This is a genomic window from Bacillus sp. FSL R5-0603 (assembly GCF_038050295.1).
GTDB classification, from domain to species: domain Bacteria; phylum Bacillota; class Bacilli; order Bacillales; family Bacillaceae; genus Bacillus; species Bacillus subtilis.
On sequence record NZ_JBBOYP010000001.1, the window covers coordinates 2,218,002 to 2,243,245 of the forward strand.

Genomic DNA, 25,244 nt, shown 5'->3' on the forward strand with positions numbered 1-25,244 from the left:
CTTCGGCAAATTCAGACTCGATTTTACCGTTTTGTCGGAATATAAAAAGTAAATGTTGTTCCTTTATCTATTCGGCTGTGCACAGTAATTGATCCGTTGTGGGCTTCCACGATATTTTTAACGATAGCCAGCCCTAACCCGGTTCCTGCTCTGCCCCTTGTCCGCGCTTTATCTGCCTTATAAAACCGCTCAAAGATAAATGGCAGATCTTCTTCCGGTATGCCGGACCCGGAGTCTTTGATATCAATTTTCAATCCATCCTTCACAGAATGGACTGAAATGGAGACACTGCCGCCGGCTGAAGTATGCCGCAGCGCGTTATCAATCAAATTGGTAAATACCTGCTCCATCTTGTCTTCATCAAACATAAATTCCTCTTCTGTGAGAGAAATGTCATGATCTAAAGCAATATTTTTTTCTTTCGCAACACCGGAAAACTTCCGAATGATCTTTTCTAAAAACTCATTCACATTGATTTTTTCATAATGTAAGCCTGTATGGCCTGATTCCATTCGGGCTAAATCAAGCAAATCATTAACTAAACGGCCCATTCGGAGTGATTCGTCATAAATGATTTGGGCAATTTCTTTCCGGTCTTCTTCAGAGCTTGCAATGTCATCGACAATTGCTTCACTGTATCCCTGAAGCATGGAGATCGGTGTTCTCAGCTCATGACTGACATTTGCGATAAAATCCTCCCGCAGCTTATCAAGGCGGCGTTCTTCTGTCATGTCACGCAGTACGGCAACCGCTCCTCTGACGTGCGATTCCGCATAAAGCGGCGACATCAAAAGCACCCATGATCTGCCTTGAAGCGTCATCTCAATCATTTGTTCTTTTTCAGTGCTGACAGCGTTTTGAAACAGCTCTTTTGCTTCAGGCGGAAGGTTGTCGCCTTCTTTGATATTCATGTTCTGTTCATAATACCAAGCCTGAAGAAAACGTTCAGCCGGCGGGTTGGTCACAAGAATCGTACCGTCAATATTAATGGTAATAACCCCGTCAGCCATACTGCTCAAAATGTTAGAAAGCTGCTCTTTTTCTTGATTGAGCGCATTGATATGAAAGTTAAGCTGCCGGCCCATTTGATTAAAAGCGGTCGCCAGTTCACCGATTTCATCCTGAGTTAAAATCGGGATTTTTGTATCGAACTTGCCCTTCGCCAAATCCTGCGCGCCTTCTCTCATTTTTCGGAGAGGGTACGTGACCCTGCTTGATAAAAAGAATGCGAAAAATGTGGTCAGCACAATCGCAATTCCAGCGGCAAGAAATATATAGCGGGTCGTATGTTTTGTTGTATCTTTAACGGCAAGCAAAGACTGGGATAAAAAGACCATGCCTTTCTTTCCGTCTTTTTCATACGGGACACCTACAATCAGGCGTTCATTATCCGTGTCTGTATCGCTCAGTCCCGTCCGTTTGCTTACTTTTTTATGGTCTTGGAGAGCTTTATTTAAGTCTTTGTCATGCTGTATTTGCTCAACCGTAATAGACGACAGGCGATTTTTATCATTCGGAGAATACCAGTGGTTTTTCTCATCCTGGATGATGGCAATGCTTGTTAAGTTATCAGCGAGCTCCCAAGTGATTGACCTTGCCAGTGCCTGGTCCTCGTGATTTTCTAGGATGACAGCAACTTTATTCGCAAGCTGTGTTAAATCATTCTCAGCTTCTTCCACATGGTAGTTTTCAATAAACTCCAGCAAAAGAACCGTTAAAATGAACAATACGATCAAGACGAGTGAAAGGATCGTAAACCACAGCTTGCCTACTACGCTTTTCCAAAATTTCATTCAGCGCCGACCTCAAATTTATAACCTACACCCCATACGGTGACAATTTTTTTCGCAGCTTCCGGAGATACCTTGTTCAGCTTCTCTCTCAAGCGTTTGACGTGAGTGTCCACTGTCCGTAAATCACCAAAAAACTCATATTGCCACACTTCTTTCAGAAGCTTTTCCCGATCATACACCTTGTCAGGCGTTTTCGCTAAGAAATATAGAAGCTCATACTCTTTTGGCGTCAGGCTCACTTCTGTTCCATCAGCTGTTACGCGGTGAGCATCATGGTCTATGGACAGATGTGAAAACACGAGCACATTTTTCGTCGGTGTATTGGCATTGAAATAAGAAGTTTGGGATGCTCTTCTCAAAAGGGCCTTTACACGCAGCACGACTTCTCTCGGGCTGAACGGCTTAACAATATAATCATCTGTTCCCGCTTCAAACCCCTGCACCCGGTTTGCTTCTTCTCCTTTTGCGGTCAGCATGATAATGGGTGTCGCTTTTTTTTCACGAATTTGCCGGCACACTTCAATTCCATCAGTCCCCGGCATCATCAGATCAAGCAAAATCAAGTCATAATTGGCTTCAAGCCCTTTGGCAATGGCTTCATCACCATTTTCAGCTTCATCTATAGCATAATTTTCACGTTCAAGATACATTCTTAAAAGGCGGCGAATTCTGGCTTCGTCATCAACTACTAATATTTTTGTTTCGTTCGTTTGGTCCATGTTTTCCCCCTGCTTTCCTTCTGTTACTTTCATTTTATCAAATCGTGAGAAAGTTTGAGAACTGTGTCGCTTTCAAAGGACTATGCATAAGAATGAAGTCCGGCAAGCACAAGATTTACGAATATTAAATTAAACATAATAATAGCAAAACCGATTACGGCCAGCCATGCTGACTTCTCACCGTGCCAGCCTCTTGACAGTCTTAAATGCAAGTAAGCGGCATAGAACAAAAATGTGATCAGCGCCCATACTTCCTTAGGGTCCCAGCCCCAAAATCTGGTCCACGCGAGCTGGGCCCAAATCATTGCAAAGATCAGCGCGCCGAGTGTAAAGATCGGAAATCCAATTGATACGGCCCTGTACCCAACCTCATCCACCAGATCAAGATTGACGTTTTTCACCAGCGGATGTAATAGAGCGCTGATTCTTTTTCTGATGATCAGACGGAGAGCCCCATACAACACAAGACCTGCTCCAAATGACCAAATGACAGTGTTCACTTTTCTGCCTGAGAAAAGCGCGGGAAGATCAACAAGCGGTTCCATTCTTCCTTCGGTCAAAAGCTCTCCCTGATGCGGACCGACAAGCGCGGGCATTTCGTACACCATCACGCTTTTTTCTTTACTTTTGTCCACCCAGTTAAACTCCGCTTCATAGCCTGCAAGACGAAATGCTGATGTGATTGCAATAAAGGCGACGGTTGTGACAAGGATAAACATAATCGCTTCAAGCCAGAAGGTCTTTTTGCTTGGCTTTGTCTGGTCTACATGCTTCAAAAGAAAGATGACACCAGCGACAAAGCTGATGGCAAGTATAGCTTGCCCAAGCGCGGCCGTTGTTACATGAATATACAGCCAGTTACTTTGGAGCGAAGGAATTAAAGGCGAGATATCTGTCGGAAACATGCTGGCGTAGGCAATCAGCAATAAAGCAATTGACAGCGTAAACAGGCCTAATGAAGGCAATCTATAGAGAAAATAAAGAATGATAAACGCCAAAACAAGCATCATGCCAAAAGCGGTGGTGAATTCAAACATATTGCTGACAGGCGCATGGCCGCTGGCAGCCCACCTTGTGATGAAATATCCAAGGTGGCAGAAAAAACCGACAATAGAAAGGGTGATTCCAATGTTGGCCCATCGGTTTGGCCTGCCCTTTTTATCTTTATTCCCGCGTATGGCCCCGCCGAAGATTGGGACAGCGATTAAATACACAAGAAAGGCCGCATAAAGAAAATTTCCGCTCAGCTCTGCCATGACATCACTCCCTTTTCGCCTATTTCTGTGTTTTGATTAATTCTTTTTGGTCCGCCGGTTCAGTCAGTCCGGAATCAGCCAATATAAATGCTAAATCCTTCTTCAGGCCAAACCAGTTTTTATTGGTATGCCCCGCTACCATAACTGCACCGTCCTGTGAGTGCAGCCAAATTCTTCGATGCTGCCAGTACATACCTTGAATGACACCGATCATAAAAATGGCTCCGCCGACAGCAAGCACCCAGAGTGTCAGATCCTTTCTGACTGTAAGTCCAGTAATGTTTTTCGTTTCGACATGGTCAAATTTCAGCTTGTATTTATTATTGCCTGATCCTTCGATGGTTTCTTGGATGGCGACAAAGCTCTTTTCGCCTTTCGGTTTGTCCGGCGTTATAATATTAAAGACAAAAGCCGGATTGTTAGGGATCTTTGTTTTTGTGCTCGGCTCTCCGTCCTGATTAAAATAGAAGTCAGGCAGGTAGCTGGCGATTTCCACCTTGTAACCGTTGCCAAGATCATAGACCGAATCTGGATCCAGAAGGTTGATCTTCAGGCTCCCAAAGGATTTTTTTGTTTTTTTATCAATCAGCTTGAACACCATTTGGTCAAGCTGATTCTCTTTGTAATCCACCTGGTAAACGGAAAAAGAATCAAAACGCAGCGGCTGATTGACACGGATGTCTTCTTCTGTTACTTTTTTCAGGTTCGGCTTCTCGCCATAAACAATTTTTCCTTCTCTCTTGTAGAGTACGGCATCGGTTTGAAAGTTCTTTGCCACTCTACCGTCCCCGACTCTGTCAATGGCATCTGCAAATACCTTTTTTTCTGTTTTGCTGTTATAGGTCTCTACGCTGAATTGATTGTTTTTCAAATAATATTTTCCGTCTGTACCGGGAATTGCGGCGGTTTCGCCTTCTCTGACCCAAAGCGTCTCATCGACGTACATGCCAGGCACAAATCTCAGCATCGCACCAACCAGAAAGATGATCAATCCAATATGGTTGACATACGGGCCCCAGCGGGAAAAGCGTCCTTTTTCAGCAAGAATGCTGCCCTCTTTTTCTCTGATTCTATAATGTTTTTTCTTTAATAGAGCAACTATCTTTTCTTTCGATTCCCCGTTCAGTACAGTAACTGTTTCACTGAACAAGCGCTGCCTTCTTAAAAAAGCTGGGCTCCTTCTGACGCCTTGGTTTTTTAACGCTCTGTACAGCGGAATGACCCGATCAAGGCTGCAAATCACGAGTGAAATGCCGATCGAGGCAATGAGCAGCAAATACCACCAAGAACCATATAAATGATGAAACCCGAGCAAATAATAAAGCTGGCCGAACGTGCCGTACTGCTCCTTGTAATAAGTATCAGCCTGTGCGCCCGGAGGCAGATAGGCTTCCTGGGGAAAAATGGTGCCGAACGCTGATGCGGCAAGGGTTATGACGATAAGCCATATTCCCACCTTAACCGAGGAAAAGAAATTCCAAATTTTATCGATGATCGTTTTGTTATAGGTTTGCGAACGTCTTGCGCTTCCGTCATATCTCATATCAGCGAGCGGAGGTTGAGTTTCCTGAAGAGCTCTTCCGCACGATTCGCATAAAACGGTTCCGACCGGGTTTATATGTCCGCATTCACATTTGACTTGCTTCATCCTGAAGTCTCTCCGGGTTTTATGAGATTCATATAATCGTGTATCATGCTTTCTGTCATAGTGCCGGTCACCACCTTGACAACTTTTCCTTCCGGATTGATCAAAAAGGTTGTCGGAAGCGGAGATACGTCATAGGCATCAAGCACTTGGCGATCTGTATCCAGAACAACCGGGAAATTGACTCCGTAGGATTTCATAAAATTATGTACTGCTATCTTTGACTCCCCAACATTTACAGCGACAATTTCAACACCTTGGCTTTTAAAATGCTTATATTGGTTTGCCATATAAGGAAACTCTTTTTTGCACGGTTCACACCATGTACCCCAGAAATTCAAAAAAACACCTTTCCCTTTTAAGTCACTGAGCTCGATACGTTTCCCATTCGTATCCTCAAGGACAAAATTCGGTGCGTCGGACCCTTCGGATATACTCTCTTTGCCGGCAAATACAGCATTGTAAATGGTATAGCCGAGTGCGCAGATTAAAACGAGAAGGATGCCGGTCCGAATGAATAAACGCCTTTTTTTCTTCATTGTCCACTGCCCCCTTCCCCCTATTGCAGATCCATTCAATTATATCATTGCACATTCATTTCACATTTCTTACTTTTTGAAGGTTATGTGAAATTTAGAAAGCGTTTTTACCGTGATCCGCCAGTGCTCTGAGCCTTTTTACTTCGTGAGGCGTAAGCTCTCTGGCATCGCCCGTGTGCAGGCCTCGCAGGTTTAAAAACGCGTATTCCTCACGCTTCAGCTTGATTACCTCATGTCCGATCGCTTCAAACATGCGGCGCACCTGTCTGTTGCGTCCCTCATGGATCGTCAGCTGAATAATGCTTGTCTGCTTTTTCTTATCCAAAGACAGCAGCTTCGCTTTAGCAGGCGCTGTTTTGCCTTCCTCCAGCCTAATTCCGCGCTCCAGCTTTCTGAGCAGCTCTTTAGGCGGGATTCCTTTCACCTTCGCCACGTATGTTTTGTCTATTTCATACTTAGGATGCATTAGCTTATTGGCGAATTCGCCGTCATTGGTTAAAAGCAAAAGACCGCTCGTATCATAGTCCAGACGCCCAATCGGATAAATGCGCTGCGGAATATTTTTAAAAAAGTCCGTCACCACTTTGCGTCCTTTATCATCTTGCGCTGCGGAAATAACGCCTCTTGGTTTATATAAGAGAAAGTAAACCGGCTCTTCGCGTTCAACCTTTAACCCGTTTACCTCAATCTGATCAGAACCGGTGACCTTAACACCTAGCTCTGTTACTACTTTGCCATTCACCTTTACTTTTCCTTCTTTAATCAGCTCTTCTGCCTTTCTGCGCGACGCAACTCCGGCATGAGCAATCACTTTTTGCAGTCTTTCCATGTCTTTCACCTCAAGTATTATCTTACTTTTTTCAACCTTAACAAACAAGCTTTTTCAAATTCCTATGCCAAATCTAAAAAAAACGCCGTTTTCAGGCGCTCCCAAATAATAACGTAACGATGATGATAGATGCAACTACGCCGATTAAATCTGCAAGAAGTCCCACCTTTAATGCATCACCCATTTTTTTAATGCCGACTGCTCCGAAATACACAGTCAGTACGTAAAGCGTTGTATCTGTAGATCCCTGCATGACGGAAGCCAGCCTGCCGATAAAGGAATCGGGCCCGTATACTGCAATTAAATCGGTCGTCATTCCGAGAGCGGCCGTACCGGAGATCGGGCGGATCAGAGCAAGCGGCACTACTTCAGCAGGGATGCCGATAGCGGAGAAAACCGGTTTTAAAAGATCCATTATAAAATCAAGCGCGCCTGATGATCTGAAAACAGTTATAGCGACAAGCATTCCGACTAAATAGGGGATAATGGAAAAGGCAATTTCTATCCCCTCTTTCCCGCCTTCGACAAACGATTCATATGTCGGAACCTTTTTGATCGTTCCATAAAGAAGAATTCCGGCAATAATGATTGGAATCATGGCTAAAGACAGCCAGTTGATGATTTCCATCCGCTCACCTTCCCTTCTTTTTGCGGCGGTAATAAAAATACCGATCAATGATAATGGCACCGATTCCGGAAATAAGCGTTGCCAAAATGCTTGGCCCGACGATATCTGTCGGCGTTTTGGAGGAATATGCCATTCGGACAGCGATCACCGTTGTCGGGATGAGTGTGATGCAGGACGTATTAACAGCTAAAAAAGTAATCATCGAGCGGCTTGCTTCCGATCGGTTTCCATTCAGCTTTTTCATTTGTTCCATTGCTTTAATGCCAAGCGGAGTTGCTGCATTTCCGAGGCCGAAGAAATTCGCCATAAGATTAGATAAAATATAGCCCATCGCCGGGTGATCTGGCGGTATATCAGGGAACAGTTTAGATATAAAAGGCCTGCACATCCGGCTGAAAATATCCAAAAGCCCTGACTGCTCGGCGATTTTCATTAAGCCAAGCCAGAAAACAAGCACGCTCATCAATCCAAATGAGATCGTAATCGCTTCTTTCGCACCCTTAAACACGGCTTCATTTACATCTTGCAGAGTTCCGTTGCACATCGCAAAAACGAGACCGATCACAGTTAAACTGACCCAAATTATATTGACCATTTTGCTCCGCCTGCCGCATTCAGAAAGATTGATTTAAACGTTTCAAAAAATTGTTTCTTCGGTTTTTGATGCCGCTCATTTTCATAATAGATCGGCACTTTTGCGATGGTTGCATCGTTGAACATGATCTCCATGTGCCCTACGATGTCAGGGATTTTCGAGGCATCTTTTTCCCATGCTTTTTTCGGCTTGAGCAGTGTGGTATTAATTTTTACATCTTCTTTTTCCTCTTCGGTCAGCAAATAGGTGATATCACGTTTGATAAAAGCCTTCGATTCATAAAATGTGCCTTTCAGCTTTGGAATATCCCCTTTTTTTGCAATTAAATAGGTTTGATAATGCTCAAACACATAGTTAAACATCTTCATATGGTCATCCCAATCATTAGGGTCATTAATGGTGACGGCTATCAGGTCAATGCCGTCCTTTGAAGCCGTAGAGACCAGTGTCCGTTTTGCAAGTTTTGTATAGCCTGTTTTTCCTCCTGTGCTGTACGGATATAGCATGGTCAGCAGTTTATTTTTGTTTTTCCATACGCTTTCCATCGTTTCCGCTTTGTATATTTTTGTGCCTGAAATCTTTTGATAGTCTTTCAGCTTCATAGCATATTTAGTTAAAATGGCCATGTCATAGGCTGTTGAATAATGATTTTCATGGTCGTCCAATCCGTGCGGGTTTTGAAAACGGGTGTTTTTCATACCGAGCTGCTCGGCTTTTTGATTCATCATATAAACAAACCCATCGAGGCTCCCACCGACATGCTCAGCAATCGCGACAGCCGCATCGTTTCCTGATCTTAGCATCAGGCCATACACAAGATCTTTTAGCTTCACTTTTTGACCTTCTGTTAAATAAATGGCGGAGCCTTCTGTTCTGACAGCATTTGCCGAAACCGTCACCGTTTGATCCATTTTGCCGGATTCGATGGCGAGGACGGCGGTCATAATTTTTGTGATGCTCGCGATCCGCCTTTTTTGATGCTCATCCTTGGCATATAACACTCTGCCTGACGCACCGTCAATAATGATCGCGCTTTTTGCACTGACATCTATAGCAGCATGTGCTGTATTCACATTTACGGTTGCAATTAGAAAAGAAATCATGATCACGAATACTGCTTTTTTGAAAATGCGCATGTTTGCTCACGTCCTTGTGGTGGTTTGTACAAGTTTATGCGCATGTCCATCAGTTATGAATAACAATTATATTTCTGGAAGCAAACATAAAAAAACTCTCCCTGAAAAAGGGAGAGTAAACGTTATCTGATTGGCGCCATGCTTGATCCGGACGCTTCGTAATGAGCCAGCTCTTCCCTCATCTTCAGAAAGGCCGCGCTCAACGGCAATAATAATTGCTCAAGCGACGCAGGAACAGCATGATAAAACTCAATTGCGCTGACCCCTGTATAAGACGCCCGGCTATTTTCACACCACGTGTCTTTTTTCGGCATAAAGAACTCTTCAATGCATTGGTGATACACATTATAAAGTGTTTTTTCCGCTCTGGCTTCCTGAAAAGGCTTCTGCATCAGGAGACGGCGGCACGCTTCTGCGCCTCCTTCACAAAATACTGCCATTCTTCTCAGAGTGCTCAGCACATCACAGCAGTATCCTTTTTCAATAGGCAATTCAGCCTGTAAGGACTCAAGCGTCGTTTGATTTAGGTAATCGTTCACGGTATTGACAACCATTGATAAGAATTCGCCTGTTTTTTGAGTCTGCGCTCGCACAATCGAATGTCCCATTTCGTTTGGTATCTTCCCCTCATGTCTTTGTCTCTCACATTTTGCTTCTTTCATGATAGCTTCTTCCTTATATCTTATGATGATGAAAAAGCGCGATTCATTAAACTTCTATTTTATATCTTCGAAGGTTTGGTTAAAGTTTTCAAAAAATAAATCTGCTTCTTCTTGAAGAACGTCTTCTTCCGCATTTTCAGGCAGCGGCGGAAGCTCGTCCAGCGTTTTCAGACCGAATTGTTCAAGAAAAGTCGGCGTAGTACCGTATAAAATGGCCCGCCCCGGACCATCGGCACGCCCTACTTCACACAATAGCGCCTTCGCGACAAGACTGTGTAAAATCCGCTCTGATTTTACTCCTCTGATTTCTTCAATTTCTGCTCTCGTAATTGGCTGTTTGTATGAAACAATGGCCAGTACTTCTAAAGATGCTTGAGAAAGGCCCTTTGACGGCACTTCAATCAGTTTTTTCAAGTAAGGCGCAAAGTCTTTTTTGGTAGAGAGCATGTACGTATCTGCATACTCAATAAGTTCAATCCCTCGTGTATCTTCGCGGTATTCGTCCGCCACATCCGCCATGATCGTGTTCAGTTCAGGCTCTTCGATTTCAAGCACTGTTAACAGCTGCTTTTTTGTAAGCCCTTCATCGCCTGCCGCATAAAGAAGGGCTTCCACAATAGCTTTCCAATTCACGATATCAAGCCCCATGAATGGATTCACTCCCCGTAATGTAAATATCTGAAAAATTGTGCTCCTGTTCAATGAGGACAAGCTGATTTTTCATCAGCTCAAGAACAGCTAGAAAGGTCACTACTAAATGTTCTTTTTGCTCATATGGAAACAGATCCATAAAGTTTATTCTCGTTCCTCTAGATTTCAAGCTGTGCACGATTTCGTTCATTCTGGCTTCGATTGGTATGTCCTGTCTTGTAATTGTTGTTTCCATCGGCCTGTTTATTTTTTTGCGTTTCAGCACTTTTTGAAAAGCTCCGATCATATCATAGACCGTGACAGAGAGCTTTTGCTCAGACTGTTTTACTTCTTTTGCATATTCACTCAAATCACTCGGCGGTTTCGTGAACGATTTTTGTCTTTCTTCTTCCCGTTCTTTTAAATCCTTCGCCGCATCTTTATATTTTCGATACTCAATCAGCTTTTCAATCAGTTCCTCCCGCGGATCTTCTTCTTCAAGTAATTCATCTTCAAAAAGCTCCTCCTCTTGCTTCGGGAGCAGCATTCTGCTTTTAATGCTGAGCAGCGTGGCAGCCATAACCAAATACTCGCTGGCCATATCGAGCTCAAGCACACGCATCGTATGTACATATAATAAATATTGTTCAGTGATCTTCGCCACAGGTATATCATATATGTCAATTTCAAGACGATTGATTAAATGAAGCAGCAGGTCCAATGGGCCCTCAAACGTATCAATTTTCACTTGATATTCTTCCATCATCTCACCATTTTCAAGTATCACTCTCATTGCCGTAAAAACTGGCTACCCTATAGTATAAGCCACCAAAAAGCTCTCGTCCAATACTATTTCATTTCCTGTTTTGAACAAGTTTGTACAGAATATTCAAAACACGAGAGGTGTTTGCTCAGAGCGCTGAAGCGGGAGAAAAAGCCTTAGCTTCTGGTTTTCCTTTCTAATAGAGGCCGAGCGTTCTTTTTTCCTTTTATCCCTTCTATGGTACACTAAAAGCACATTAAAGGAGGAAACACCTTGTATCCGAAAGCTTATATAGATTATCTCGTTGAGTTTCACGCGACACGGGATTATTTTGAATGCCATGAAATATTAGAAGAATTTTGGAAGGAAGATCCGCCAAAGAAACGAAAACGCTATTGGGTGGGCTTTATTCAGCTTGCAGTTGCTTTATATCATCACAGAAGGCAGAATACAGCCGGGGCAAAAAGACTGATGGCGAACAGCATCCGGATTCTTCAAGCAGAACACCGGGCAGTCGAAGACTTAGGGCTTGATCATGGCCGTTTGCTCGAACTTATGCAATCGGTTTACGAACAAATCGAAACGGGCTCTGCCTATAAAAGCATTATGCTGCCAATCAAAGATGAGAAACTGGAGGAAGCATGCAGGATCGAATGCAGGAAAAAAAAGTATACATGGGGGCAGCCCAGTGCACTCAGGAACATATTTCTTATCGACAAACACCGTTTGCGGGATCGGACTGACGTTATCCGTGAACGTGAAAAAGAAATAGAACGCAGAAAAAAAAGCAGAGGCTAATCCAGCCTCTGCTCAGCGTGTCGACAAACCCTCGCATTCGTTGTCAAGCCTGTGCGTTGGTGCTCACGAATGAAAACATTCGCTCCGCTCCAATGCTCAGCTTTCCTAGACTTCAAGGGTTTTCAATCGCGCTGAAAGGATGACAAAAACCTAAAACAAAACTGTTTTCGGATTTTGTCATCAAACTAAAGCAGAGGCTGATGACAGCCTCTGCTTAATTATTGTATGAAATGTCTTGATCCTGCTGACCTTGACAACGTTCGAAAAAGCTCTGCGTTAATTCATTTGGAACCAGTACTTGCGTTTTGAATAAATGCTTTAAAGCATCCATCATCTGTTTTCCGATTCCTTGATGGCGATGAGAAGGATTCACACTGATATGCCGGATCTCAACCTCAGAATCCTTTTTTTCGACTCCGATTGCTCCGACGATATCCTCGTCCTCTTTCCAAAGAAAGAGCTGGCGGTCTGTATCCGTTTCGTAGTCCTTAATTGTCTGCTGAAGCTGCTTAAGGTCTTTTTCATTCGGCATAAACGAAAGAAGCCCCATCGCAATCTTTTCAAACGATTTTTTATAACGAATTAACATAAAAACCCCTCTATATCCAAAATGTCCAGTCTGCTATTAACGGATACGAATAGGTGATCCGTTTTCTCACATTATATCATTTTCGCCATATTTTTAAACTGTTTTCAGCAAATTATTCAAATGAGCGATTTAAATTTGCCATTTCAATGGCAGAAACAGCACAATCTACACCTTTGTTGCCCGCTTTTGTGCCGGCACGCTCGATAGCCTGTTCGATGTTTTCAGTTGTTACAATTCCAAAGATGACAGGTACACCAGTAGTGTTTGCTGCTTGCGCGATGCCTTTTGCAGCTTCATTGCAGACATAATCGTAATGTGTCGTCGCGCCTCTGATGACAGTGCCCAATGTGATAATAGCATCATATTTTTTTGTTTCCGCCATTTTTTTCGCAGCAAACGGTATTTCAAATGCGCCTGGAACCCAAGCCACATCAATATCATTTGTGTCTACGCCATGTCTGAGCAGCGCATCTTCTGCTCCGCTCAGCAGCTTGCTCGTAATAAAATCATTAAATCTTCCTACTACGATTCCGATTTTAAGACCTGTACCAACTAAATTTCCTTGTATGATATTCATATGATTCCCATCCTTTTTTGTGATATTTGTGATTAGAAATGAAGTAAATGACCTAGCTTGTTCATTTTGGTTTGCAGATATTTTTTATTGTGTTCTTTCGCCTCCATTTGAAGCGGCACTCTTTCTGAAATACTGAGTCCGTAGCCTTCAAGGCCTGCGATTTTTCGCGGATTATTCGTCAAAAGCTTCATATTCCGGACACCGAGGTCGCGTAAAATTTGTGCTCCGATGCCATAGTTGCGAAGATCCGGCAAGAATCCAAGCGCCTCATTGGCTTCTACGGTGTCATAACCTTCTTCCTGAAGCTTATAAGCTTTTAATTTATTGATTAAACCGATGCCTCGTCCTTCTTGGCGCAAGTACAGGAGCACTCCACGGCCTTCTGCGGCAATTTGGTTCAGCGCGGCGTGCAGCTGCGGTCCGCAGTCACAGCGATGAGACCCAAACACGTCACCTGTGAGACATTCTGAATGCACCCGGACCAATACCGGTTCTTCTCCGAACGGCACATCTCCCATCACAAATGCGACATGCTCTTTTCCATCTACCTCATTTGTGTATCCATAAACCTTAAATGTCCCAAAATCAGTAGGCAGCGTAATGTCAACTTCACGCTCGACAAGTGTTGTCAGATTGTAACGGTATTGAATTAAATCTTTAATGGTGATCATTTTTAATTGATGCTTTTTCCCAATTTCAATGAGCTCAGGCACTCTCGCCATCGTTCCGTCTTCATTCATAATTTCACAAATGACGCCGGCTCCTGGAGATCCGCAGGCTTCGGCAAGATCAACAGCAGCTTCTGTATGGCCCGCTCTTTTCAGGACACCTCCTTTTTTCGCAATCAGCGGAAAAATGTGCCCCGGACGCTGAAAATCAGATGGCACGGATGTGCTGTCCAGCAATGCTTGAACGGTAAAAGATCTTTCTTGAGCGCTGATACCTGTTTTCGTTTCACGATGGTCTATGCTTACGGTAAATGCAGTGTGGTGAGAATCTGTATTATGCTCCACCATAGGGTGAAGATCAAGCCTGTCTGCGATTTCCTCACTGAGCGGCGTGCAGATCAGTCCTCTCCCATGTGTCGCCATAAAGTTAATGACTTCCGGCGTTGCATGCTCGGCAAGAGCCACAAAGTCTCCTTCATTTTCTCTGTCTTCATCATCTACAACGATGATGACTTCGCCTTTTTTTAAAGCGTCCAGTGCTTCTTCTATCGGATGAAACATGCAAATCTTCCTCTCTAAAAGCCGTTTTCGCTTAAGAAGGCTTTTGTAATGGTTTGTTGGGTCTTATTTTCATTGGCTTTATGCAAAAATCGATACATATATTTTCCGATCATATCGCATTCGATATTCACTTTAGAGCCGATCGTTTTTTCTGAAAAGATCGTTTCGCTGATCGTATGCGGTATTAAGGAGATCGTCACTGTGTCTTCTGTCAGGCCGAATATGGTTAAGCTCACGCCATCCACAGTAATTGATCCCTTTAAAACCAATGTTTTTGTTAATGACGGGTCCATTTTTAAATCATAGTAAACTGCGTTGCTTTTCTCTTCAATTCGTGTGATTTCCGCAGTTCCGTCGACATGGCCTGAGACGAAATGGCCTCCGAAACGGCCGTTTGCCGCCATTGCTCTTTCCAGATTTACTTTGCTTCCTTTTGTTAAATCATTCAGTGACGTAGCTTTGACTGTTTCAGGCATAACATCCACTGTGAATTGATTTTTTGTAAAATCAGTGACAGTCAGACAAATGCCGTTCACTGCAATGCTGTCGCCAAGATGAACATCCTCTAAAATCTTTGAGCATTTAATAGTTAAGGCCATTGAATGCCCTGCTTTTTTCATGGATTCGATTGTGCCTGTTTCTTCGATAATTCCTGTAAACATGGTCACCATCCTATTCCTTTGTCGGTTTTGCCGTCAGTTTGATATCACGGCCGATTTGGGTTATATCAGTGAATTGTAATAAGGGGACATCTTTCATTGATTGAAAACCTTCACCGGAGATTAAGCTGGGAGCATGCGTTCCTCCGATTAGTTTAGGGGCAAAATAGAAGATGATTTCTTGAAAACAGCCTTCTTTGACAAAGCTTCCGTGAACAGCTGAACCGCCTTCCACATACACCGACATGATGCCTTCTTCCGCTAGGATCTTCAAAACATCAGGAATTTGAATGCGCTCGGTTTCAAGTGTAAATATGTTCACTCCGAAAGCTGAAAGCCGTTTTTTCTTTTCCTCGTCTGCACGTGCCGTCGTAAAAATCCATGTCGGCGCTATTTGATCGCAAATCACTTTAGCGTCCTCAGGAATCGAGAGTACGGTATCAAGTATGACCCGAACCGGCTGTTTTGTTACATTCGGCAGTCTGCAGGTTAAGCTCGGATTGTCGGCTTTCACTGTGCCAACTCCGACTAAAATGCTTTGGTGTGTTTTCCTGTATTGCTGAGCATCCTGTCTTGCAGCCTCTGACGTGATCCATTTGCTGTCACCCTTGCTGGTAGCTATCTTGCCGTCAAGGCTGGCAGCCGCTTTTAGCGTGACGTACGGAAGGCCTGTCCTCATAAAGTGCAGAAATTTTTCATTCAGCCTCTCCGCCTGGTCTGCCAGGATGCCTTCCCTTACCTCAATGCCGGCTTCTTTCATCATGCTGATCCCTCTTCCAGCCACAAGCGGATTAGGATCTCTCATCGCCACGAACACTCTTTTGATGCCAGAGTTGATAATCAATTCTGCACATGGCGGTGTTTTTCCGTAATGGCTGCACGGTTCGAGTGTAACGTAAATGTCGGCACCCTCTGCATGTGCTCCAGCCATATGGATGGCATGAACTTCTGCATGAGCTTCACCATATTTTAAATGGGCGCCCATTCCGACAATTTGTCCGTCCTTTACGACAACAGCGCCGACAAGCGGATTGGATTCGGTCTGTCCTTCGCCCTGCTTCGCAAGATCTAATGCCAGCTTCATGTAATACTCTTCCATTTGTTTCCCTCCCCTCTTTAGTTATTTACCGTCAAAAAAGCCCCGAATTTATAAAAAATCCGGGGCTTTAGGTATTTTACGCAATAGGAAATAACACTATGCATTTTTGAACCATTTGCATAGCGGTTCATCATCCTTCTCCCATCCAGACTTTCACTGTCGGCTTCAGCTTAAACTGAATCCACCGCGTGCTTATGCACACGGGTCACGGGCTCTAAAGCAAATGTGCTTTACTACCGCCGGTCGGGATTTCCACCCTGCCCCGAAGGATACAATCTTTATTCATTTGTCCTTATTGGCTATTATAGCGATCCTTTTTAAAGTACGCAATGAAATAAACTTACAATTTGAGAAAAACAAAACATCACCCTTCGATCCGAAAGGTGATGTTTTGTTAATCATTCACTTTTGCAACCTTGATTAATCCGTCGATCCGCTTTGATTTACTGAAGTAAGCCTTAATCTTGTCACCTTCTTTTATATCAGATAAATCCTGATTTAATTTTTTTCCGTTGAAGATGATTTTCGTTCCGTTTTCTGCTACTCCATGATACTCTGAGCCGTCAATTTTCGTCACTTTATATTCCTGGATGGTGTATTCCTCTTCTTCCGAGGACAAGGTTTGTCCAATTGCTGTCGGAACATCCTTCAGCTCAACATCATTTATGTACATATAACCGCCTGCAAGTAAAAGCAAAAGCACTAACAGAATGGTAATCTTGGTTTTTATTCTTCCCATTTCTAAACCTCCAGCCAATATGAATCTATTCATTCATATGAGTTATTCCTTTTTTTCATGAATAAAAAACCGTAAATTCTCGTAAATTATTAATATAACGATGCATAACGGGAATATGTTTCACATTTCTGCAAAAATTTCTTTTCTATAGATATACGAATTTATGTTCTGTTTTTAGGGGATGACCGTAAAAAAGATATAAAAAAAGCAGTCCCAATGGGAAACTGCTTGATCCTAATTTGTTTTGCGCATTTCGTTAAACGGGTAGAAAACAAACTTTGACGTACCCGCAATTTGTTTTTTCGTGAAGAGGCCAAGTCCGTTACGGCTGTCCATGGAATTCCGACGATTGTCACCCATCACAAAATACTTGTTATCAGGCACTTTAACCGGGCCGAAATCATCGGTCAAATGGTCAAAACCGTCCTGTTTCGCTCTCTTTTTATTAGCCGCCAAATAAGGTTCGTCCACCTTTTTCCCGTTGATATAGAGCTGGTCATTTTTCATCTCAACCGTATCGCCGGGAAGGCCGATAATACGTTTGACATAGTGAACATCATCTCCGTTTAACACGACGATGTCTCCTCTATCAAACTCGCCGATGTATTTGACTGTCATATTAACAAAGACCCTTTCACGGTTGTGAAGTGTAGGATACATAGAGTCACCATCAACGACATACGGCGCAAAAATAAAGTTGCGGATGAGCAAAGCAAGAACGACAGCAATCACAATTGCTTTTGCCCATTCTAATATTGATTTTTTCTTCGAAACATTTTCTGATTTCAACTGATTTCCTCCAATAAACAACGGTCTTCAATTTATGTTATCACGAATCGAAAAAAAATCCCATTAGGACCATTGAAGTGATTTTACAACATGTTAATCTTCATCTTCTACCCACATCATGCCTATTTTTTCTTGTCGATCATAACTAAGCCTGCAAATATTGAAAGAAATGAATCGCATAATTCAGAAGCGATGGACTCAGAAGAAAGAGAGTTCTCATATGCTAAATCTTTAGATCGTATATAAGGCATGAGGTTACGAACAGTTTGTTCATTTACTGCATTCCATTGATCTTCCAGTCCATGATACCCATGGCACTTGACAAAACAATTCACGTCATGAAGGTTACTGGAATGTTGGCGGCAACCTATTTTCACAGGTGATAACCGCACCCCGTTTTTTGCTTTCATAATATGTTTAAAATCATTCAAGCTCGAAAACATGGATCAGCCTCCAAAAAATAAATCCAATATATTCCCGGCAGTTGAAGACTCTTTATTATAAAACTCTGAATATCCGCAGTTCTTACAGTAAACCACTAGAAATCGGTTATGCTGCACGTCAAACAGCTTTGATAATCCCGTGCCGGTTGTAGCTATTTCTTTTTGTCCGGCTTCAGTACTGCCGCATTTTATACAGCCTTTGTTGTCCATATCGCGATCTCCTTTTCATTACATCACGTTTGTTTGATTTATTTTACTACAAAATACCAATCCCAATGAACCATACTACTTTAAAGTTTGCTTAATTTTGATCACCCGTTCTTTACATACTAATTGGGTTCGTTTCTCAGCTTGGTAAATCTTCTGGAGAAACGGAAAAGCTCCATGACCAAAACATTTAAACCCAGCCAAACACCGCCGAAGGCGTAACCCGCATCAACATCACTCGGATACTGCTCATTAACGTACACACGGCTCAGCCCGATGAGGAATAAAACGATAATAAACAAAAAAACGCAACAGTTTGCAGACACGCCTTGTGAGAATGACGAACAAAAAGATAAGCACAAAAACCAAAAATGACAAATGCCGTTAACGTCTGTTCGCTCAGGAATGGATATAATACATGACTTTCCAAAGGGAGCGTGAACAGGATGAAGGGAATGAAAGAGCCGTCTGATTCCTTCTTCATAAAGCTCTTCACCAATGACTAGGAAAAATAAGAAAGAGAGTTCGATTTTCCGGTCTTGCCCTTTGAATACCGTCCAAAGAAAAGTTAGAACAATAATGGCTAACAGAACACCTCTCGACACAAAAGCTTTCTGAATTGCAGCTGGGCCCAGTCTATACCCGATCCAATACGACATGCTCACTCCCGCACAGCTCCCCAATCCGACCGCTAACATGCTTAGTTTCTTGAAACACGAGAACACCGGCATAGCTCATCAGAAACTCTCCAGATTCTGGTAAAGATAGAAACTCTAACATTAAGACAATAAAGAGACGGCATATCCATGCTGTTCAAATAACCCCGTCAAAACTTGCACGTGATTCTCCTTAAACTTTTTTGTTCTTTTATCATTCCCAATCCACTTTCTGTATAATCAGCACAATTTTATCTTCAGTCGTCCGACAATATGGCGGGATCTTCTCTCCCTATACTCGTCACTCATACATTCTTTTTTGACATAGGAGGAGCAACAGCATGAAATGGGAGGAAACAAAAGATACGCAGGGAGTTTGCCAAAATTTTGGGCAGTTCGTTCTGCCACCAAGTCAGGTGTTTGTTTGCCTACCTCATTCCTTGGCCATTCCCCATTTTTCCCGTTTGAGGTTCGCAATGATAAAGTATTTCACTTAGTTTCGTACATGAAGAGGTAAATTCTTTGCTCACCGAACTATGATAGCTGCGCATGACGATTACTGCATTGCATAACCACTGGTTATTTAGTGAGCCGTGTGCAATGTATATGCACTTTGAGTCAGCACACAGGATGATCCTATTACAATCGCAGAAAAGCAGCTGCCGCATTCAGCGTAGTTAAAAGAATAGACAGATAGCTAGTCTTCCGGAAGGAGGCGCTTTTTTCGAGTTTTTTAAATCAATGAAAATAGGCATCTCCTAAATATTTTTGCCGATAAGTTTACGCTAATCAACTCTAGCACTAATACATATAAAAAATAGAATGATATGAAAGGAGACTTGATAGTATGATTGATTATCCTATTAATATAAACAACGTTTCCGGGAACAGTGTAATTAACGTAGGCGGCGCTTTTATGATCAGGCCATTAACTTTGTCCAAATCTGTGTTTGGCTCCGGAGGTTTAAACACAGGAATTGTCTTTGAAAATAACTTTGTAAGCAAAGCTAAAATGATTAATCATCAATTTACTGATCAAAACGTCACCAAAACTTTTTAATCGATTCATTACGGGGGCTTGCGATGTCTCACTAACTAAACACCTGGTTTTGCCAACCGCCATCAGCACTCGGCGGTTTTTTATTGAATATTTTTACCCAATAAAAAAGCTCCCTCTATATGAGGAAGCCTTTTGCCTGCCGATTAGCCTTCTACGCGAACTTCTTTCATGACATCGCCGTTAGACATGTTTTTCGCGAATTCTAATCCGCTTGTTACTTTACCGAATACAGTGTGAACACCGTTCAAATGAGGCTGTGGCTCATGAACGATGAAAAATTGGCTGCCGCCAGTGTCTTTTCCGGCATGTGCCATAGAAAGTGCGCCCGCCTCATGTGTATGCGGGTTACCTTCTGTTTCACATTTGATTGTGTATCCTGGGCCGCCAGTACCAGTTCCGTGCGGGCATCCGCCTTGGCTGACGAAGCCAGGGATCACTCGGTGGAATGTAAGCCCGTCATAAAAGCCTTCGTTTGCAAGCTTTTCAAAGTTTGCAACAGTTCCAGGTGCAGCTTCAGGATAAAGTTCAAATTCAATTTTGTTCCCGTCTTCTAATAAAAAGTAACCTGTTTTCAATTGTATGCCTACTTTCTTTATTTTAATTTTCAAAGGAGATTATGTATGATAGGTTATAGCCTGTCTCTCCTTGTCGCGGCTATTATACCACACCTTTCGGGGGAAAACGAATCTCCCGGCTTTACTAAAAAATAAAAATGAAACCTGAATCCCTTTATCTCCGTCTAACCTAACGGAACTGTATTTTTCATGATTCAGGTCCTCACAAAGCAGCACTATCCAGCTGCTTGTGAAATTGAAGGAGGTCAAACTGCTTTGAAGAAAATTTGGATTGGAATGCTGGCAGCGGCCGTTTTGCTGCTGACGGTTCCGAAGGTCAGTTTCGCGGATGCCGCAGTTGGAGATGTCATTGTAACACTGGGTGCTGATTTGTCAGAATCCGACAAACAAAAAGTGCTTGATGAAATGAATGTCCCTGATAATGCCACAACGGTAACCGTGACCAATAAAGAAGAACATGAATATTTAGGAAAATATATATCGAACGCGCAAATCGGTTCGAGAGCGATTTCTTCATCCTCAATCACCATTGCCAAAAAAGGCTCCGGATTGAATGTTGAGACCCATAATATCAGCGGCATCACGGATGAAATGTACCTGAATGCACTGATGACAGCCGGTGTTAAAGATGCGAAGGTGTATGTTACAGCACCGTTTGAAGTATCCGGGACTGCGGCTTTAACTGGATTGATTAAGGCGTATGAAGTTTCTTCAGACGAAGCGATCTCGGAGGATGTTAAACAAGTCGCCAACCAAGAGCTTGTCACGACATCAGAGCTTGGAGACAAAATCGGTAACGAAAATGCGGCAGCCCTGATTGCAAAAATCAAAGAAGAGTTTGCTAAAAACGGGGTGCCTGATAATAAAGCTGACATCGAAAAACAAGTGGATGACGCAGCTTCTGATTTAAACGTCACACTTACTGACAGCCAAAAGAACCAGCTTGTCTCCCTATTCAATAAGATGAAAAACGCTGACATTGACTGGGGACAAGTCAGTGACCAGCTTGATAAAGCGAAAGATAAGATTACGAAATTCATAGAATCAGATGAAGGCAAAAACTTCATCCAGAAAGTCATTGATTTCTTCGTATCTATCTGGAACGCGATTGTATCTATATTCAAATAAGAAAAGCGCCGAAAAATCGGCGCTTTCTTTTATTGCTTTACACCCGTTTTAAATGGCAGATCAAGTTTTACAATATCTTCGTATGTTTCTCGCTTCACGACTAAATGAGCCTCACCGTTTTCGACAAATACAACGGCGGGTCTCGGAATACGGTTATAATTGTTGGCCATGCTGTATCCATAAGCGCCTGTACAAAAAACGGCAAGAAGATCGCCTTCTTTTACTTCCGGCAGGTCAATATCCCAAATCAGCATATCTCCGCTTTCACAGCACTTTCCGGCAATCGATACCGTTTTGTCATGCGCTTCTCCGATCCTGTTGGCTGCCGCAGCTTCATATTTAGCTTGGTAAAGCGCAGGACGTATATTGTCGTTCATGCCTCCGTCTACTGCCACATATTGGCGGACACCCGGCACTTCTTTTTGAGAGCCAACCGTATAAAGGGTTGTGCCTGCGTCTCCCACGAGAGAACGGCCCGGTTCGATCCAAATTTCCGGAATATCAAAACCGTAACGGGAGGCATTTTCTTTCACAGCTTCAATAATTTTTTCAACGTATTCAGTGGCATGAAGCGGTTCATCATCTTCCGTATAACGAATGCCGAAACCTCCTCCAAGATTCAGCACCTTGGATACAAATGAATATGAATCTCTCCACTCGTTTAGTTTTTTGAAGATTTTTTCCGCTGCTAACACAAAACCGGCCGTATCAAAGATTTGCGAGCCGATATGGCAATGGACACCCAGCAGCTGAATGTGTTCCGATTGTAATACTTGTTCAATGGCCCGTTCAGTTTGTCCGTTATGAAGATCGAAACCAAACTTTGAATCTTCCTGGCCCGTTGTAATGTAGTCATGCGTATGCGCTTCTACTCCGGGGGTGATCCGAAGAAGAACATCGATGGAGTGACCCGTTTCTTTACATAGGTCTTCAAGAAGCGCAATTTCATAGAAATTATCCACCACAATGCAGCCGATGCGGTGCTCAAGCGCCATGCGCAGTTCTTCCCTGCTCTTATTGTTCCCATGAAAGTGGATGCGTTCCGCCGGAAAGCCTGCCGCAACAGCCGTATATAGCTCTCCTCCGGATACGACATCTAAAGAAAGTCCCTCTTCCTCAGCGAGCTGAATCATTGCGACTGATGAGAATGCTTTGCTCGCATATGCCACCTGTGCTTTCAGCCCTGCGGAAATAAACGCCTGCTTAAAGCTTTTAGCACGCTCACGTATTAAAGCTACATCATATACGTAAAGAGGTGTACCATATTTCTCCGCTAAATAGAGAGCATCCACACCTCCGATTTCTAAATGACCATGTTGATTTTGTCTGCTTGTGCCGTGTAAGAACAATGTCATTCCCTCTTTCTCCGCTTATGGATGAAAGGACAGTTTTATGGACTGTCCCTTCATAATTAAGACATACATTATCATACTCTTCAGTCAGTTTCAATGCGATTATGAATTGGTAGGCTGCCTTAAGCGATTTTTGGGGTGAACGATACTGGGTCTTACTTTTGCGCCAGGTTTCGCTGTGCGGACAAGAACCTGCCACAGCGCCTTTCCGTTAAAGGGAATCAGCGGCCATAAGTACGGTGTCTGAAGGGATTTGATGCTTGCCATGGCAATAATTAACACTGTAAATCCGATGACGAGCCCTTTTATATGAAATAAGGCAACGAGTATCATGAGGACAAGACGGCTCATTTTGTTTGCCAAGCTTAATTCATAACTAGGTGTCGTAAAAGTTCCAATCGCCGCAAGTGAGACGTACAGGATCACCTCAGGAGAAAAAAGGCCGACCTCAATCGCAATCTGCCCGATCAGAACAGCGGCAATTAAACCCATTGCTGTCGATAAAGCCGTCGGGGTGTGAATGGCAGCCATTCTGAGAAACTCGATTCCTAAGTCAGCTAAAAATATCTGCAGGATGATCGGGATATGCGTATCTTTATTTAAACCGATAAATTTCATATTGTCCGGAAGCAGATCAGGCTGAAGCACAAAGAGAAACCAGATCGGAAGAAATAAAGTAGAAGCAAGAATACCAAAAAATCTTACCCATCTTAAAAAGGTCCCGACTGAAGGCGCCTGCCTATATTCTTCTGCATGCTGCACATGGTGAAATAAAGTCGTCGGGGTAATGATCACACTCGGCGATGTGTCCACTATAATGATAACATGGCCTTCAAGAACATGATTTGCGGCCACATCCGGTCTTTCTGTATAGCGCACGAGCGGAAAAGGATTATAGCTTTGATTAACAATGAATTCCTCGACAGTTTTGTCCGCCATTGTTAATCCATCGACATCAATGGATGCAATTTCTTTTTCTACGATCTCAACCAGATCCGGATCAGCTATATCTTCTATATAACAAATGCTTAAATCCGTCTTTGACCGCTCACCAACTTTAGTCATCTTGACTCGAAGGCGCTCGTCTCTGATCCGCCTTCTGAGAAGGGCCGTATTGACGACGATATTTTCAACAAATCCGTCTCTGGCTCCCCTGACTACCTTTTCCGTATCAGGTTCTTCCGGGTTTCTGCCTGGATAGCTTCTGACGTCAATTATAAATGCGAAGCCTGCACCTTCAACAATGACCGCGACGAGCCCGGACAGCACTTGGTCGGTGGTTTCATCCAAGGTTTTTACTTTTTCGACCTGGGCGTTAAGCAGCCTGTTTTCGACGATGTCGACCAGCTCATCAGGGTCTTCTTTCCGATTGTTAATGGCAACAAGCTCTCTCATTAAATGAATAATATAGGCTGTATCACATAATCCATTTAAATAGTAAAGCTGGATTTCTTTATCTAAAATCGTGAGCTTGCGAACACCTACATCATAGCTTGTCCCCATCCCGACACGGTTTTTGAAGTACTCTTCATTTTTAGCTGGATTCCGATAAACCCGAATTTTCTCTTCCTTGTGGTCCGGCATGATACCCGCTCCTTTCTAAAATAAACTCGACCGCTTTCATGGTGATTGGCGACCCTTTTGAGATATCGTCTTTTCTGCCCATTTTGCCGATATCCCCGATACCGACAATAAGCGGGAGATCAAGTTTATCAAGGCAATAGACTGTATCTCCACTCATTCTGTGGTCATCAAATTCCCTTTCCCCGACTTTATCGACGCCGTATTCAGTTATTTCTCCATTGCGGTCAATGCTTACATCGACCCTGGTCCATTCAGCCTGATGTGTTTTTGACGCGACCGCAATCACACCGAGCACTTCAATAGACGGATGTGTTGCGACATAGGTTAGAGCGGCTTCTCCCGGACCCTCTCCTTGAAGGCCGGAGTCGTCAAACATGACAAATACAGGATCATACGGTGCTGAGGCGATCAGCTTGACAAGCTCGGCGCCGCTGCGGGTGGAAGGATTCCCTTTTGATTGTGAAATACACCGGCCTCCCACTTTGCTTGCGGCGTATTCAATTGTTTTAGCGGCATAAACATCCCCGTCTGTTACCAGTATGACCTTGCGTTTTGTCGTCATGTC

Annotated in this window: 29 protein-coding genes, 2 pseudogenes and 1 riboswitch; of the genes and pseudogenes, 5 read left to right on the top strand and 26 right to left on the bottom strand. The window is 43.3% G+C overall.

From position 1 onward, the window contains the following. Positions 1-23: 23 nt before the first annotated feature. The 12 genes from resE to scpA form a co-directional block, all read right to left on the bottom strand. Complete coding sequence (gene resE / locus NYE56_RS11180) at positions 24-1,793, bottom strand: sensor histidine kinase ResE (RefSeq protein WP_046381156.1); 1,770 nt, start codon at positions 1,791-1,793, stop codon at positions 24-26. Further along, positions 1,790-2,512: a DNA-binding response regulator ResD gene (gene resD, locus NYE56_RS11185; protein WP_003246107.1), complete on the bottom strand. Its 723-nt coding sequence runs from the start codon at positions 2,510-2,512 to the stop codon at positions 1,790-1,792. Before resD ends, resE begins: the two co-directional genes overlap by 4 nt. Before the next feature lie 80 nt (positions 2,513-2,592). Then, positions 2,593-3,768, bottom strand: coding sequence for a cytochrome c biogenesis protein ResC (gene resC / locus NYE56_RS11190; protein ID WP_004398799.1), 1,176 nt, complete (start codon positions 3,766-3,768; stop codon positions 2,593-2,595). Positions 3,769-3,787: 19 nt separating this feature from the next. Next, positions 3,788-5,416, bottom strand: coding sequence for a cytochrome c biogenesis protein ResB (gene resB, locus NYE56_RS11195; protein WP_341283859.1), 1,629 nt, complete (start codon positions 5,414-5,416; stop codon positions 3,788-3,790). Next, entirely contained in the window at positions 5,413-5,952 is a 540-nt protein-coding gene (gene resA, locus NYE56_RS11200; protein ID WP_003230513.1) for a thiol-disulfide oxidoreductase ResA, read from the bottom strand. The genes resB and resA overlap by 4 nt, the downstream gene beginning before the upstream one ends. A gap of 94 nt (positions 5,953-6,046) precedes the next feature. Then, positions 6,047-6,781, bottom strand: coding sequence for a 23S rRNA pseudouridine(2605) synthase RluB (rluB, locus tag NYE56_RS11205; protein ID WP_004398815.1), 735 nt, complete (start codon positions 6,779-6,781; stop codon positions 6,047-6,049). A 91-nt stretch (positions 6,782-6,872) separates the two neighbouring features. Then, a complete protein-coding gene (gene spmB, locus NYE56_RS11210; RefSeq protein WP_003223896.1) occupies positions 6,873-7,409 on the bottom strand; it encodes a spore maturation protein SpmB in 537 nt (178 codons plus the stop codon). A gap of 4 nt (positions 7,410-7,413) precedes the next feature. Further along, positions 7,414-8,004 carry a spore maturation protein SpmA gene (gene spmA, locus NYE56_RS11215; protein ID WP_004398980.1) on the bottom strand — a complete coding sequence of 197 codons (591 nt, stop codon included), beginning with the start codon at positions 8,002-8,004 and terminating at the stop codon, positions 7,414-7,416. Further along, entirely contained in the window at positions 7,992-9,140 is a 1,149-nt protein-coding gene (dacB, locus tag NYE56_RS11220) for a D-alanyl-D-alanine carboxypeptidase DacB (protein ID WP_014480157.1), read from the bottom strand. Before dacB ends, spmA begins: the two co-directional genes overlap by 13 nt. Positions 9,141-9,262: 122 nt before the next feature. Continuing rightward, complete coding sequence (locus NYE56_RS11225) at positions 9,263-9,802, bottom strand: YpuI family protein (RefSeq protein ID WP_335450681.1); 540 nt, start codon at positions 9,800-9,802, stop codon at positions 9,263-9,265. Positions 9,803-9,856: 54 nt separating this feature from the next. Next, on the bottom strand, positions 9,857-10,450 hold the full coding sequence (scpB, locus tag NYE56_RS11230) for an SMC-Scp complex subunit ScpB (RefSeq protein ID WP_014480158.1): 594 nt from the start codon (positions 10,448-10,450) through the stop codon (positions 9,857-9,859). Next, on the bottom strand, positions 10,440-11,195 hold the full coding sequence (gene scpA / locus NYE56_RS11235; RefSeq protein ID WP_014477220.1) for a segregation/condensation protein A: 756 nt from the start codon (positions 11,193-11,195) through the stop codon (positions 10,440-10,442). Before scpA ends, scpB begins: the two co-directional genes overlap by 11 nt. 273 nt (positions 11,196-11,468) lie before the next feature. Between scpA and NYE56_RS11240 the strand changes: the two genes are divergently transcribed. Continuing rightward, positions 11,469-11,993: a DUF309 domain-containing protein gene (locus NYE56_RS11240; protein ID WP_341283860.1), complete on the top strand. Its 525-nt coding sequence runs from the start codon at positions 11,469-11,471 to the stop codon at positions 11,991-11,993. A 214-nt stretch (positions 11,994-12,207) separates the two neighbouring features. On the opposite strand, the gene ribT is transcribed toward NYE56_RS11240, so the two are convergent. The 7 genes from ribT to sipS all read right to left on the bottom strand — a co-directional run bounded on the left by ribT (position 12,208) and on the right by sipS (position 17,674). Continuing rightward, a complete protein-coding gene (ribT, locus tag NYE56_RS11245; RefSeq protein ID WP_003223910.1) occupies positions 12,208-12,582 on the bottom strand; it encodes a GNAT family N-acetyltransferase RibT in 375 nt (124 codons plus the stop codon). A gap of 112 nt (positions 12,583-12,694) precedes the next feature. Further along, positions 12,695-13,159, bottom strand: a complete 465-nt coding sequence (gene ribH / locus NYE56_RS11250) for a 6,7-dimethyl-8-ribityllumazine synthase (protein ID WP_003223915.1) — start codon at positions 13,157-13,159, stop codon at positions 12,695-12,697. 32 nt (positions 13,160-13,191) lie between these two features. Beyond that, complete coding sequence (locus NYE56_RS11255) at positions 13,192-14,388, bottom strand: bifunctional 3,4-dihydroxy-2-butanone-4-phosphate synthase/GTP cyclohydrolase II (protein WP_341283861.1); 1,197 nt, start codon at positions 14,386-14,388, stop codon at positions 13,192-13,194. Positions 14,389-14,402: 14 nt separating this feature from the next. Further along, positions 14,403-15,050, bottom strand: a complete 648-nt coding sequence (gene ribE, locus NYE56_RS11260) for a riboflavin synthase subunit alpha (protein ID WP_014480161.1) — start codon at positions 15,048-15,050, stop codon at positions 14,403-14,405. A gap of 10 nt (positions 15,051-15,060) precedes the next feature. Further along, positions 15,061-16,146 (bottom strand): bifunctional diaminohydroxyphosphoribosylaminopyrimidine deaminase/5-amino-6-(5-phosphoribosylamino)uracil reductase RibD, encoded by a 1,086-nt coding sequence (gene ribD, locus NYE56_RS11265; RefSeq protein WP_032726066.1) that lies wholly within the window; start codon positions 16,144-16,146, stop codon positions 15,061-15,063. A gap of 129 nt (positions 16,147-16,275) precedes the next feature. Further along, positions 16,276-16,420: riboswitch (FMN riboswitch) on the bottom strand. Between the two features lie 120 nt (positions 16,421-16,540). Further along, positions 16,541-16,885, bottom strand: coding sequence for a hypothetical protein (locus NYE56_RS11270; protein WP_003230488.1), 345 nt, complete (start codon positions 16,883-16,885; stop codon positions 16,541-16,543). Positions 16,886-17,119: 234 nt separating this feature from the next. Beyond that, entirely contained in the window at positions 17,120-17,674 is a 555-nt protein-coding gene (sipS, locus tag NYE56_RS11275; RefSeq protein ID WP_003246166.1) for a signal peptidase I sipS, read from the bottom strand. Between the two features lie 266 nt (positions 17,675-17,940). On the opposite strand from sipS, the pseudogene NYE56_RS11280 reads away from it, so the two are divergent. Beyond that, positions 17,941-18,178, top strand: a pseudogene (locus tag NYE56_RS11280) (hypothetical protein). Here the strand turns inward: NYE56_RS11280 and NYE56_RS11285 are convergent. From NYE56_RS11285 to NYE56_RS21325, 3 genes and pseudogenes are all read right to left on the bottom strand, one after another. After that, positions 18,121-18,327, bottom strand: a complete 207-nt coding sequence (locus tag NYE56_RS11285) for a zinc ribbon domain-containing protein (RefSeq protein WP_003230483.1) — start codon at positions 18,325-18,327, stop codon at positions 18,121-18,123. The pseudogene NYE56_RS11280 and the gene NYE56_RS11285 overlap by 58 nt on opposite strands. A gap of 119 nt (positions 18,328-18,446) precedes the next feature. Continuing rightward, positions 18,447-18,989, bottom strand: coding sequence for a hypothetical protein (locus NYE56_RS11290; protein WP_335450688.1), 543 nt, complete (start codon positions 18,987-18,989; stop codon positions 18,447-18,449). Then, a pseudogene (locus NYE56_RS21325) lies at positions 18,961-19,163 on the bottom strand (hypothetical protein). The gene NYE56_RS11290 and the pseudogene NYE56_RS21325 overlap by 29 nt, the downstream one beginning before the upstream one ends. Before the next feature lie 366 nt (positions 19,164-19,529). Between NYE56_RS21325 and NYE56_RS11295 the strand changes: the two are divergent. Further along, positions 19,530-19,661 carry a DUF1259 domain-containing protein gene (locus tag NYE56_RS11295; protein WP_341283862.1) on the top strand — a complete coding sequence of 44 codons (132 nt, stop codon included), beginning with the start codon at positions 19,530-19,532 and terminating at the stop codon, positions 19,659-19,661. Positions 19,662-19,827: 166 nt separating this feature from the next. Then, entirely contained in the window at positions 19,828-20,040 is a 213-nt protein-coding gene (locus NYE56_RS11300) for a spore germination protein (protein ID WP_003230479.1), read from the top strand. 143 nt (positions 20,041-20,183) lie between these two features. Here the strand turns inward: NYE56_RS11300 and NYE56_RS11305 are convergent, their stop codons facing one another. After that, positions 20,184-20,615, bottom strand: a complete 432-nt coding sequence (locus tag NYE56_RS11305) for a peptidylprolyl isomerase (protein WP_003223931.1) — start codon at positions 20,613-20,615, stop codon at positions 20,184-20,186. A gap of 255 nt (positions 20,616-20,870) precedes the next feature. On the opposite strand from NYE56_RS11305, the gene NYE56_RS11310 reads away from it, so the two are divergent. Next, on the top strand, positions 20,871-21,743 hold the full coding sequence (locus tag NYE56_RS11310; protein ID WP_341283863.1) for a DUF1002 domain-containing protein: 873 nt from the start codon (positions 20,871-20,873) through the stop codon (positions 21,741-21,743). A 29-nt stretch (positions 21,744-21,772) separates the two neighbouring features. Here the strand turns inward: NYE56_RS11310 and lysA are convergent, their stop codons facing one another. The 3 genes from lysA to spoVAEA all read right to left on the bottom strand — a co-directional run bounded on the left by lysA (position 21,773) and on the right by spoVAEA (position 25,241). After that, positions 21,773-23,092: a diaminopimelate decarboxylase gene (lysA, locus tag NYE56_RS11315; RefSeq protein ID WP_341284394.1), complete on the bottom strand. Its 1,320-nt coding sequence runs from the start codon at positions 23,090-23,092 to the stop codon at positions 21,773-21,775. Positions 23,093-23,197: 105 nt separating this feature from the next. After that, the gene (gene spoVAF, locus NYE56_RS11320; RefSeq protein WP_003230471.1) at positions 23,198-24,679 is read right to left on the bottom strand and encodes a spore germination protein SpoVAF; all 1,482 of its coding nucleotides are present in this window, start codon (positions 24,677-24,679) and stop codon (positions 23,198-23,200) included. Continuing rightward, positions 24,630-25,241 carry a stage V sporulation protein SpoVABEA gene (gene spoVAEA / locus NYE56_RS11325; RefSeq protein WP_003230469.1) on the bottom strand — a complete coding sequence of 204 codons (612 nt, stop codon included), beginning with the start codon at positions 25,239-25,241 and terminating at the stop codon, positions 24,630-24,632. The genes spoVAF and spoVAEA overlap by 50 nt, the downstream gene beginning before the upstream one ends. Positions 25,242-25,244 lie beyond the last annotated feature (3 nt).